Source organism: Myxococcota bacterium (genome assembly GCA_035498015.1).
Taxonomy (GTDB): domain Bacteria; phylum Myxococcota_A; class UBA9160; order SZUA-336; family SZUA-336; genus VGRW01.
This window is the reverse complement of the sequence record DATKAO010000154.1, coordinates 54269-64946: the sequence shown is the minus strand read 5'-3', so window position 1 is coordinate 64946 and position 10678 is coordinate 54269. Positions and strand designations below refer to the sequence as shown.

Below are 10678 nucleotides of genomic sequence, written 5' to 3'. Positions count from 1 at the left end.
ACCCGGAGGATCTCGAGCTCGGGCGCTACGCAGGCGACGAGCTAGACTTCGGCCCGGTCGTTCTGGAAATCCTGTCGCTCGCGTGGCCCATGCAGCCACTCTGCTCGGAGTCGTGCCTTGGGCTGTGCCCGATGTGCGGCGCCGTGCGCAGCAAGCAAGCCTGCGCCTGCGAGACGAAGCAGACCAGCCGGCCGTTCGCAGGGCTGGGACAGATGCTCGAGGAATCGCGCCAGAGACCCCGCCGCCGAAAGTGAGAAGGATTCCGTCATGGTTGGTCCCAAGAAAAAGATGTCCAAGTCGCAGTCGCGAATGCGGCGCGCGCACGACGCGCTGACTCCGCCCGCCCGCTCGACTTGCCCGAAGTGCGGGGCCATCAAGCGCCCGCATCGGGTCTGCGCCGAGTGCGGTCACTATCGCGACCGGCAGATCTTCCAGGTCGAGGCGGAGCAGGAGGTGTAAGGCCGCTGGCCGCACCGAATGCGGGCGCGATGCTGGCAGTCGTCTTCCCCGGACAGGGCTCGCAGGCCGTCGGTATGGCGACGGACTTCGCGGAGCGCTTCCCCGGCGCGCGCGCGGCGCTCGACGAGGCCGACGCGGCGTTCGGCGGCGGGCTCGTCGACCTGATCGCGCGCGGACCCGAGTCGGAGCTCGCGCGCACGGAAGTGACTCAGCCGGCGGTGCTCGCGGCCTCGATCGCCATCTGGCGCGTGGTCGAGACACGCCTGCCCAACCCGCCGCTCCTGTTCGCGGGTCACAGCCTCGGTGAGTACGCGGCGGTGGTGGCTGCGGGCGGGCTGCCGCTGGCCGACGCCGTGAAGCTCGTGCGCCGGCGCGGCGCGCTGATGCAGGAGGCCGTGCCGCAGGGCGAGGGCGCGATGGCGGCCATCCTGGGCTCGGACCCCGAGACCGTGGCGCGCATCTGCCGAGAGACTCCCGGCGTCGTGGCGCCGGCGAACTTCAACTCACCCGTGCAGACCGTGATCGCGGGGCGCAGCGCGGCCGTGCGAGCGGCCGGCGAGGCGCTGCTCAAGGCCGGCGCCAAGCGCGTGGTGCCGCTCGAGGTGTCTGCCCCCTTCCACTGCGAGCTCATGACGCCCGCGATGGAGAAGCTCACGCCCGAGCTCGGCGCGGCGGGCTTCCGCGAGCTGCGTACGCCGGTGGTCTCGAACGTCGACGCCAAGCCCTACACGTCGGTCGCCGACGCGCGCGCGCGCCTGCGCGCGCAAGTGACTGCGCCGGTGCGCTGGGTCGAGTGCGTGCAGGCGCTGATCGCCGCGGGCGCGCAGCTCGAGCTCGAGGTCGGGCCCGGCAAGGTGCTGAGCGGCCTGGCGGCGAAGATCGACCGCAACCTGGGCCGCGCCAACGTGGAGAAGCTGGCCGACCTCGAGGGCGCGGTGGCGCGCGCCGCGGAGGTGACCGCATGAGTGACTCGCTGGCCGGCAAGGTGGCGCTGGTGACCGGTGGCTCGCGCGGCATCGGCCGCGCGATCGCGATCGAGCTGGCGCGCGCGGGCGCCCAGGTCGTGTTCACCTACGTGGCGAACCCCGAGGCGGCGCGCGAGACCGAGAAGGCGATCGCCGAGGCCGGCGGGTCCGGCAAGGCCGTGCGCTGCGACGTGGCCGATCACGAGGCGGTCGAGGCGCTGGTCGCCGGCATCCTGCAGGAGCACAAGCGCATCGACGTGGCCGTGAACAACGCCGGCATCGCGCGCGACCAGCTGATCTTGCGCATGAAGCCCGAGGATTTCGACGCGGTGATCGCGACCAACCTGCGCGGGGCGTGGAGCGTGTGCCGGGCGGTCGCGAAGCCCATGCTGAAACAGCGCTTCGGCCGGATCATCAACTTGTCGTCGGTCGTGGCCGGAATGGGAAACCCGGGACAGAGCAACTACGCGGCCAGCAAGGGCGGGCTCGAGGCGCTCACCCGTTCGCTGGCGCGCGAGATCGGCAGCCGCAACGTGACCGTGAACGCGGTCGCGCCGGGCTTCATCGACACCGACATGACCAAGGACCTGCCCGAGCAGGCCAAGGCGGTGCTGGTCGAGCGCATTCCGCTCGGCCGGCTGGGCACGGGGGAAGACGTGGCCGGCGCGGTGCGCTTCCTGGCGAGCGACGCGGCGAGCTACGTGACGGGTCAAGTGATTCACGTGAACGGGGGCTTGGACTGATGGCGGTCGAGGACAAGATTCGTGAGATCATCGTCGAGCAGCTCGGTGTGTCTGCCGAGGAGGTCGTGCCCGAGGCGTCGTTCATCGACGACCTGGGCGCGGACTCACTCGACATCGTCGAGCTGGTGATGGCGATCGAAGAGGAGTTCGGGCTCGAGATCCCGGACGAGGACGCCGAGCGCATGCAGAGCATCGCCGACGCGATCAACTACGTGGAAGAGCGCACGGCGGGAAGGGACGACTGACTCGATGGCGCGCATGCGCTCTCGCACGATCGAGCTGCACCGCGTCGTGATCACCGGCATGGGCACGGTGAATCCGCTGGGCAACGACGTGCCGACGAGCTGGAACGCGGCGCTCAAGGGCGTGTCCGGCGTCGCGCTGCTCGAGGGCTTCGACACCAGCGATCTGCCGGTGAAGTTCGGCGCGCAGATCAAGGGCTTCGACCCCGAGACCCTGATCGAGAAGAAGGAAGCGCGCCGCTACGACAAGTTCCTGCAGTACGCCACGGCGGCCGCGGTCGAGGCCATGAACGACGCCGCGTGGGTCGTGCCGCCCGAGCGCTCCGAGCGCACGGGCGTGCTGATCGGCACCGGCATCGCGGGCTTGCAGACCATGTACGACAACTGCGAGGCGCTCGCGAACCGCGGCCCGCGCCGCATCTCGGCCTTCTTCGTGCCCTACGCGATCGCGAACATGGCCTCGGGCGTGGTGTCCATGCGCTACGGCGCGCGCGGGCCCAACTCGTGCGTGGTGACCGCCTGCACCACCGGTACCCACGCCATCGGCGACGCGTTCCGCATCGTGCAACGGGGCGACGCCGACGTGATGATCGCGGGCGGTGTCGAGGCGCCGGTCAACCGGCTGGGCGTCGCGGGCTTCGCCGCCATGCGCGCGCTCTCCACCCGCAACGACGACCCGCAGCGCGCGAGCCGGCCGTTCGACCGCAATCGCGACGGCTTCGTGATCTCGGAGGCCGCGGGCGTGGTCATCCTGGAGTCACTCGAGCACGCGCTGGCGCGCGGCGCGCGCATCCACGCCGAGGTGGTCGGCTACGGCATGTCGGGCGACGCCAACCACATGACCGCGCCGCCCGAGGACGGCATCGGCGCACAGCTCTCCATGCGCGCCGCGCTGCGCGACGCGGGCATCGCCCCCGAAGAGGTGGGCTACATCAACGCGCACGGCACCAGCACCGAGCTCAACGACAAGATCGAGACACTCGCCATCAAGCGCGTGTTCGGCGAGCACGCCCGGCGCCTGGCGGTGTCTTCGACCAAGTCGATGACCGGACACGCGCTGGGCGGCGCCGGCGGCATCGAGGGAATCTTCACGGCGCTGGCGGTCAAGCAGGGCAAGCTCCCGCCCACCATCAACCTCACCGACCCCGACCCCGAGTGCGACCTCGACTACGTGCCGAACGTCATGCGCGAGGTGCCCGTGCGCGTGGCGCTCTCGAACTCGTTCGGCTTCGGCGGCACCAACGGCACGCTGGCAATCGCGCGCTACGATCGCGACACCTGAGCCCCGGAGGACCCCGCCGATGAAGCTCCGCCACGCCGACCCCGAGATCGCCGCCTCGATCGCGCGCGAGGTCGACCGGCAGCAGACCAGCCTCGAGCTGATCGCCAGCGAGAACTTCACCTCGCCCGCGGTGCTCGAGGCCGTGGGCACCGCGCTCACCAACAAGTACGCCGAGGGCTACCCCGGCAAGCGCTACTACGGCGGCTGTGAGTTCGTCGACGAGGCCGAGGTGCTGGCCATCGAGCGCGCCAAGCGCCTGTTCGGCGCCGAGCACGCCAACGTGCAGCCGCACTCCGGCTCGGGCGCGAACATGGCGGCGTACTTCGCGGCGCTCGAGCCGGGCGACAAGATCCTGGGCATGGAGCTGTCACACGGCGGCCACCTGACTCACGGCTCGCCCGTGAATTTCTCGGGCAAGTTCTTCGAGTTCGTGCGCTACGGCGTGGCCGGGCCCGAGCAGCGCATCGACTACGACCAGGTGCGCCAGCTCGCCAAGCAGCACCGGCCCAAGATGATCCAGACCGGCTACAGCGCCTACCCGCGCACGATCGACTTCGAGGCCTTCGGCGCGATCGCGCGCGAGGTCGGCGCCGTGCTGTTCGCCGACATCGCGCACATCGCGGGCCTGGTCGCGGCCGGCGTGCACCCCTCGCCCGTGGGTCACGCGGGCATCGTCGCCACCACCACTCACAAGACGCTGCGCGGACCGCGCGGCGGCATGGTCCTGTGCAACCAGAACTTCGCCGAGGCGATCGACAAGGCGGTCTTCCCGCTGACTCAGGGCGGCCCGCTCATGCACGTGATCGCCGGCAAGGCGGTCGCGCTGCTCGAGGCCGCGCGGCCGGAGTTCAAGGACTACGCGGCCCAGATCGTGCGCAACTCGCGCGCGCTCGCCGAGTCAGTCGCCGCGCGCGGCTTCCGCCTGGTCTCGGGCGGCACCGACAACCACCTGTTCGTGATCGACTTCGGCGCAGGCGGGATCTCGGGCAAGAAGGCCCAGGACACGCTCGACCGGGCCGGCATCACGACCTCGAAGAGCACGGTGCCCGGCGAGAAGCGCTCGCCCTGGCTCACCAGCGGCCTGCGCGTGGGCACGCCCGCGCTCACCACGCGCGGCATGCGCGAGCCCGAGATGAAGCGCATCGGCGCCTGGATGGCGGACGTGCTGGACCGGCCCGACGACGCGGCGCGCATCGCGAAGATCCGCAGCGAGGTGGCCGAGCTCTCCAAGAGCTTCCCGCTGCCGTACACGCCACCGGTCTGAGCGAGCGACCGCGATGCGCTGCCCCTTCTGCGATCACCCCGACACCAAGGTGATCGACGCGCGGAATCAGCGCGACGCGGCCGTGAAACGCCGCCGCCGCGAGTGCTCCGAGTGCGGGCGGCGCTTCACGACTTACGAGCGGATCGAGGACCTGTTCCCGATGGTCGTCAAGCGCGACGGACGGCGCGAGCTGTTCGACCGGCTGAAGATCATCACCGGCATCCAGAAGGCGTGTCAGAAGCGGCCGGTGTCGGTCGACGCGATCGAGCAGGCGGTGGTGCGCATCGAGCGCGTGATTCTCGACAGCGGCGAGCGCGAGATCGCGAGCACCCGCATCGGCGACGAGGTGCAGGCGGAGCTGCGCGCGCTCGACCCGGTGGCCTGGCTGCGCTTCATGTCGGTGTATCTCGGCTTCGGCACGATCGAAGACTTCCGCGACGCCATCGACGAGCTGGCACCCAAGAAAGGTGAGTGACGCGGAGCGCGACGGCGCGTTCATGCGCGCCGCGATCGAACTCGCCCGCCGCGGCCGCGGCCGCACCGCGCCCAACCCGTGCGTCGGGGCGCTCTTGGTGAAGGGCGGGCGCGTGTTGGCGCGCGCGCGCACCGCCGACGGCGGCGCGCCGCACGCCGAGACCCGCGCGCTCGCGCGCGCCGGCGCCGCCGCCAGAGGCGCGACGCTCTACGTCACGCTCGAGCCCTGCGCGCACACCGGCCGCACGCCGCCGTGCGTCGACGCGCTGATCGCCGCGCGTCTCAAACGGGTCGTGGTGGGCATCGTCGACCCCGATCCGCGCACGTCGGGCCGCAGCTTGCGCCGGCTGCGCGCCGCGGGCATCGAAGTCGCGCTGGGGGTCGAGCGCGCGGCCTGCGCCGAGCTCCACGAAGGCTTCGCGTCACGAGTCACCCGGGGCCGGCCCTTCACCACCTTGAAGCTCGCGGCGAGCCTGGACGGCCGGATCGCCACCGAGAGCGGTGACTCGCGCTGGATCACCGGCCCGGCCGCGCGCGCCGCGGTGCACGCGCTGCGCGCGCAGGTGGACGCGATCGCGGTGGGCTCGGCCACGGCGCTCGCCGACGATCCCGAGCTCACCGCACGGCGCGGGAGCCGGATCGTGCACCGGCCCGTGCGCATCGCGGTGGACACCGGCCTGGTGGTTCCAGCCACCGCCCGGCTGTTCGCCCCGAACCCGATGGGCGCCTCGATCTCGCTCTGCGGGCCCCGTCCGGCCCCGCGCCGTCGCGCGCGCCTCGAGCGCGCCGGTGTGCGCCTCGTCCCGGTGCCGGCCCGCGGCGGCCACCTCGACCTGCGCGCCGCCTGGCGCGCGCTGGGGCGGCTGGGCGTGAACGACTTGCTGGTCGAGGGCGGGGGCCAGCTCGCTGCCGCCTTGTTGCGCGCGCGCCTGGTCGACCGCATGCATTTCTTCGTCGCGCCCGTAATCATTGGGGTGGAAGGTCGTCCGGTGCTGGGCGCGCTCCAGGTGAAGCGGCTGGCGAAGGCCCTTCGCCCGAGCCGTATCTCGTGGCATCGTCTCGGACCGGACCTGCACGCCATCGCGGAGCTCTGACCCATGCGAACCATCGAAACCCGACTCGACGCGCGCGGCCTGCGCATCGCGGCGGTGGTCTCGCGCTTCAACCACCTGATCACCTCGCGCCTGCTCGAGGGCTGCGCGGCGCAGCTCGTGGAGCTGGGCTGCGAGTCACTCGACGTGCTGTGGGTGCCGGGCTCGTTCGAGATCCCGCTGGCGGCACAGCGCGCCGCGCGCACCGGCCGCTACGACGGGCTGGTGGCGATCGGCACGGTGATCCGCGGAGACACCGCGCACTTCGAGTACGTGTGCCAGGGAGTCACCGACGGGGTCGGCCGGGTGGCCCTGGCCGAGAACCTCCCGATCGCTTTCTGCGTGCTCACGACCGACACCGTCGAGCAGGCGCTCGAGCGCGCGGCCAAGCCCGAAGAGCCCGGCTCGAACAAGGGCGCCGAAGCGGCCGAGGTCGTGACCGAGATGATCCGCCTCGCCCAGCGCCTGGAGGAGGGCTGAGCCATGGGCACGCACGGCCCCCGGCGCATGGCCCGCGAAGCGGCGCTGCAGGTGCTGTTCGCCGCCGACCTGGCGAGCGGCCAGCTCGACTCGCACGTCGTGCGCGACTCCTTCGACTCCGTGTGTGAGGAGTTCGACCTGCCCAAGCGCGCGCGCGAGCGGGCGCTCGAGCTGTGTCTGGGCGTGGTGCACCACCTGAAAGACATCGACCTCGCGATCGCCGCCGCCAGCGAGCACTGGAAGATCGAGCGGCTCGCGGCCGTGGAGCGCAACGTGCTGCGCATCGCCGGCTTCGAGCTCCTGTTCGAGCCGGAGACGCCCGCCGAGGTGGTGATCGACGAGGCCGTCGAGGTCGCGCGCCGCTTCGCCAGCGAGAAGTCGCCCGCCTTCGTGAACGGCGTGCTCGACGTGGTGGCGCGCCAGGCGCGCGGCCCGCGCGGGGGCGCCGCGTGAGTCGGCTGGAGCTGTCGCTCTTTCCCGGCTCGGTGACCGAGGCCCCGGCAGACACCATTCTCGTGCCCGTCCCCGAAGACGAGCGGCCGCTGCGCGGCGACGCGGGCCTGGTCGATTGGCGGCTGTGCGGGCTGATCTCGGAGCAGCTCCGCACCGGCTACGTCTCGGGTCAGCTGGGCGAGGCGGCGCTGCTGCCCGGCGCGCGGCCGCTGTCTCCCAGCCGGCTCCTGCTGGTGGGTGTGGGCGCAGCTCCCGCGCGCGGCGGCTCGCGGCCGATCCTGCGCGCCATGCGCTCCGCGGCCGGCAAGCTGCTCATGATGCACAGCCCCGCGGCGCTCCTGGCGTGCCCGGGCGCGATCGACTTCAACGACGACGCCGTGAGTCTCCTGCGCGGTCTCGTGCACGGGCTCGCCGAGAACCAGAGCGAGCAGGGCCTGCACGTGATCCTGCCCGACGGCGCGCGCAAGGAACGCGCGCTCCTGTCCGCACTGAGCGAAGTCGTCCCAGGCGCGCACAGCTGGGGCGTGTCACTGCACGTGAGCTGGGTCGACATCGACGGCGACGAGCTCCGCGCGCCGTCCTAGACCCTCCCGAAGCCCCAGGGTCGCATGGGCACCCTACCCATGCTCAGTCTTCCAGCGGCAAAATCCGATTCTTTGTCCGGATGAGTCTCGCCGGAAATCTGTCCGACTTGAGCTTGCCCGAGCTCTTGCAGGTCGTCGCGCTGTCGCGAAAGACCGGAGCGCTCGAGATCTGTTCCGAGCAGGGCGGAGTGGCGTGGCTCGGGCTGCGCGACGGCGGCATCGTGCGCGTGGCGCTCGAGAGCGGCGACTTGAACCGCGACGAGATCCTGCGCAAGGCGGGCCTCGACGAGGGCGGTGACTCCGACGTCGCCGCCGCCATGCTGTGGGACGCGGCGGTGCAGGCGATCCTCGCGATCTTCGACTGGGCCGAGGGCGATTTCACCTTCGAGCCGCTCGACGACCCGGCGCTGCAGTGGCGCGGGCCGCAGGGCATCCTGCTGCCGAGCCCCCTGTCTCCCGAGTTTCTCGCGCTCGAGGGCGCGCGCCTCGAAGACGAGAGCGCCGCACAGAACGTCGACGTGGTGTTCGAGGGCGAGGAGCCGCCCGCGAAGGCCGAGCCGGCAGTCACCGAGCCGGAGCCGGAGCCGGAGCCAGAGGAGATCGAGGTCACCGAGGCCGAGCCCGAGCCGATCGCAGCCAGCGCGGAAGAAGTCGAGGAGGAGGAGGTCGAGGCTGCGCCCGCCCCGAGCGTGCCCGAGATCGAGCCGCCGCCCGAACAGGAGCCGGCCCCCGACCTCGAGGCCGCGCCGCTGGTGCCGCCGCGCGAAGACGACGACACGCCGGTGCGCATGCGCCTGGGAGTCACTCCGGCCAGCGCGCGGCCCGCGCTGCGCGATCCCGACGCGACCGTGGTGTCGGGCACGCCGCTCGCCGACAGCGACGAGCCGGTCACCACCGAGGTGCGCGTTCCGGGCACGGCCAAGCTCCCGACCTCGCTGATCTGCATCGATGCCGACCTGCCGCTGCTCGAGAAGCTGAAGTCCGGGCTCGCCAGCCAGCCGATCCGCGTGCACATCTTCCAGAGCCCGGCCGACGCGCTGGCGCGCTTCAAACAGTACGTGGTGCGCGGCGAGATCCCGGCCGTGGTGCTGGGCTCGGCGGTCGAGGACCCGATCGACGCGCGCCAGGGCCTGGGCTGGCGCCGCTTCGCGGGCCGCATGCTGGCGATCGCGCCCCGCATGCGCCTCGTGGTGCTGGCCAAGCTGGGCGAGAAAGTCGCGGCACCGGGCCTCGCGGTCTTGCACCGGCCCGAGCCGCGGCCCAAGCCCGGCGACCTCGAGCACTTCCTGCGCGCGTTGACGAACGCGCTCGCCTCGGGCGCATAAAGCGTGGCCAAGTCACGGCCGATACTGCGTGCGGCTGCCTCCGGCGTGCACACATCAGTCACGCGACAAGTGGACGGCGCGGGCCTGCCCACGCTTCCGGACTCGAGGAGTCGCTCGTGATCGCCTCCTGCCCCCAGTGTCAGACCCGCTACCGGCTCGCCCGGGAGAAGATCGGTCCGCAGGGGGCCCGCATCCGCTGCAGTCAGTGCCAGACCATCTTCCGCGTGCAGGCGCCGCCCGAGGGCTCGCCGCCCACGCCGCCCGAGGCGAAGCCGTCGCCGGTGGCCGCCGCTCCCGCGAAGCCCGCAACTGTGCCGGCAGCGAAAGTGACTCCGCCGGCGCCCGCCGCGCCGCCGCCTGCGCCGCCCAAGCCCAAGCCGCTGCCGCCGCTCGCGCGCGCACTGATCGCGGAGCGCGACTCCGACGCGGCCAAGGCCGTGGTCGAGCTGTTCGCCGCGTGGCGCATCGAGAGCGACGTGGTCGACGACGGCGCCGAGGCGCTCGTGCACCTGTTCCGCCAGCCGCCGGCGCTTGCGGTGCTGGGCGAGGGCCTGCCCTCGCTGCCCGGCTCGCGCATCGCCGAGATCGCGCAGCGCGCCAGCGACCTGGCCGCCGTGAAGCTGATCCGCGTGGCGGGCTCGACCGACCAGACGGGCACCCCGGGCTACGACGCCGAGGAGATGCTCGAGGCCGGTGACTACCCCGCGGGCCTGGCCGAGATCCTGGAGCGGATCGGCGTGGGCGCGAAGCCGACCCAGGCAGTGACTCCGCCCGCGCCGGTCGCCAAGCCCGCTGCCCCCGTCGCGAAGCCGAGCCCCGTGGCCCCGCCCAAGCCCGCGCCTGCCCCGGCGGCCAAGCCGGCACCCGCCGCTCCGCCGCCACCCTCGAGTGACCCGGCGATCGCGGCGGCCGAACGCCTGGCGCGCATCGCCGTCTCCGACGTGATCCTCTACAACCAGGAGAAGTTCGCCGCGGCCGCCGCGCGCGGCACCGCGTCGAAGGAGCTCGCAGGCGAGCTCGCCGAAGCCCGCCAGCACTTCAACTCGCGCGTCGCCCCGGCCGTGCGCGCCGAACGCGACTTCCTGGTCGAAGAGCTCGAGCGCCGCGCGGCCCCTCTGCGGGCCTGATTGGCTTCGTTCGCCTGCGGCTCACTGCCGACATCGGACCGCGGGCCGATGTCCCGCGGTGGGGCTCGACCTGTGATCGCATGGGCACCCTACCCACGCTCGGCGCTTGCGGGCCTCGCTCAGGGCGGCCTTCGCTCGGCCTGATTGGCTTCGTTCGCCTGCGGCTCACTGCGCGCGCCTACGGCGCTT

At 72.2% G+C, this 10678-nt stretch carries 14 protein-coding genes; all 14 read left to right on the top strand.

Going from position 1 to position 10678, the window contains the following annotated elements; all coding sequences use genetic code 11:
* Positions 1-254, top strand: a 254-nt coding sequence (locus VMR86_14265; GenBank protein HTO08211.1) for a DUF177 domain-containing protein, incomplete at its 5' end; no start/stop codon positions are given.
* Positions 255-267: 13 nt separating this feature from the next.
* A complete protein-coding gene (gene rpmF / locus VMR86_14260) occupies positions 268-459 on the top strand; it encodes a 50S ribosomal protein L32 (protein HTO08210.1) in 192 nt (63 codons plus the stop codon).
* Positions 460-488: 29 nt separating this feature from the next.
* Positions 489-1424 carry an ACP S-malonyltransferase gene (gene fabD, locus VMR86_14255; protein HTO08209.1) on the top strand — a complete coding sequence of 312 codons (936 nt, stop codon included), beginning with the start codon at positions 489-491 and terminating at the stop codon, positions 1422-1424.
* Positions 1421-2167 carry a 3-oxoacyl-[acyl-carrier-protein] reductase gene (gene fabG, locus VMR86_14250; GenBank protein HTO08208.1) on the top strand — a complete coding sequence of 249 codons (747 nt, stop codon included), beginning with the start codon at positions 1421-1423 and terminating at the stop codon, positions 2165-2167. Before fabD ends, fabG begins: the two co-directional genes overlap by 4 nt.
* Positions 2167-2412: an acyl carrier protein gene (gene acpP / locus VMR86_14245; GenBank protein ID HTO08207.1), complete on the top strand. Its 246-nt coding sequence runs from the start codon at positions 2167-2169 to the stop codon at positions 2410-2412. The genes fabG and acpP overlap by 1 nt, the downstream gene beginning before the upstream one ends.
* Positions 2413-2440: 28 nt before the next feature.
* Positions 2441-3691 carry a beta-ketoacyl-ACP synthase II gene (gene fabF, locus VMR86_14240; GenBank protein ID HTO08206.1) on the top strand — a complete coding sequence of 417 codons (1251 nt, stop codon included), beginning with the start codon at positions 2441-2443 and terminating at the stop codon, positions 3689-3691.
* 19 nt (positions 3692-3710) lie between these two features.
* Entirely contained in the window at positions 3711-4955 is a 1245-nt protein-coding gene (glyA, locus tag VMR86_14235; protein HTO08205.1) for a serine hydroxymethyltransferase, read from the top strand.
* A 13-nt stretch (positions 4956-4968) separates the two neighbouring features.
* Positions 4969-5430: a transcriptional regulator NrdR gene (gene nrdR / locus VMR86_14230; protein ID HTO08204.1), complete on the top strand. Its 462-nt coding sequence runs from the start codon at positions 4969-4971 to the stop codon at positions 5428-5430.
* Positions 5423-6523, top strand: a complete 1101-nt coding sequence (gene ribD / locus VMR86_14225) for a bifunctional diaminohydroxyphosphoribosylaminopyrimidine deaminase/5-amino-6-(5-phosphoribosylamino)uracil reductase RibD (GenBank protein ID HTO08203.1) — start codon at positions 5423-5425, stop codon at positions 6521-6523. The genes nrdR and ribD overlap by 8 nt, the downstream gene beginning before the upstream one ends.
* 3 nt (positions 6524-6526) lie before the next feature.
* Complete coding sequence (ribH, locus tag VMR86_14220) at positions 6527-7000, top strand: 6,7-dimethyl-8-ribityllumazine synthase (protein HTO08202.1); 474 nt, start codon at positions 6527-6529, stop codon at positions 6998-7000.
* A 3-nt stretch (positions 7001-7003) separates the two neighbouring features.
* On the top strand, positions 7004-7453 hold the full coding sequence (nusB, locus tag VMR86_14215; GenBank protein ID HTO08201.1) for a transcription antitermination factor NusB: 450 nt from the start codon (positions 7004-7006) through the stop codon (positions 7451-7453).
* Complete coding sequence (locus VMR86_14210) at positions 7450-8037, top strand: M17 family peptidase N-terminal domain-containing protein (protein HTO08200.1); 588 nt, start codon at positions 7450-7452, stop codon at positions 8035-8037. Before nusB ends, VMR86_14210 begins: the two co-directional genes overlap by 4 nt.
* 80 nt (positions 8038-8117) lie before the next feature.
* The gene (locus VMR86_14205) at positions 8118-9362 is read left to right on the top strand and encodes a DUF4388 domain-containing protein (protein HTO08199.1); all 1245 of its coding nucleotides are present in this window, start codon (positions 8118-8120) and stop codon (positions 9360-9362) included.
* 116 nt (positions 9363-9478) lie between these two features.
* Positions 9479-10489, top strand: coding sequence for a zinc-ribbon domain-containing protein (locus VMR86_14200; GenBank protein ID HTO08198.1), 1011 nt, complete (start codon positions 9479-9481; stop codon positions 10487-10489).
* Positions 10490-10678 lie beyond the last annotated feature (189 nt).

Coding starts and splice junctions, on each gene's coding strand:
- nusB (HTO08201.1), top strand. CDS start 7,004: ATGGGCACGCACGGCCCCCGGCGCATGGCCCGCGAAGCGGCGCTGCAG.
- nrdR (HTO08204.1), top strand. CDS start 4,969: ATGCGCTGCCCCTTCTGCGATCACCCCGACACCAAGGTGATCGACGCG.
- fabD (HTO08209.1), top strand. CDS start 489: ATGCTGGCAGTCGTCTTCCCCGGACAGGGCTCGCAGGCCGTCGGTATG.
- VMR86_14205 (HTO08199.1), top strand. CDS start 8,118: ATGAGTCTCGCCGGAAATCTGTCCGACTTGAGCTTGCCCGAGCTCTTG.
- rpmF (HTO08210.1), top strand. CDS start 268: ATGGTTGGTCCCAAGAAAAAGATGTCCAAGTCGCAGTCGCGAATGCGG.
- ribH (HTO08202.1), top strand. CDS start 6,527: ATGCGAACCATCGAAACCCGACTCGACGCGCGCGGCCTGCGCATCGCG.
- fabG (HTO08208.1), top strand. CDS start 1,421: ATGAGTGACTCGCTGGCCGGCAAGGTGGCGCTGGTGACCGGTGGCTCG.
- acpP (HTO08207.1), top strand. CDS start 2,167: ATGGCGGTCGAGGACAAGATTCGTGAGATCATCGTCGAGCAGCTCGGT.
- glyA (HTO08205.1), top strand. CDS start 3,711: ATGAAGCTCCGCCACGCCGACCCCGAGATCGCCGCCTCGATCGCGCGC.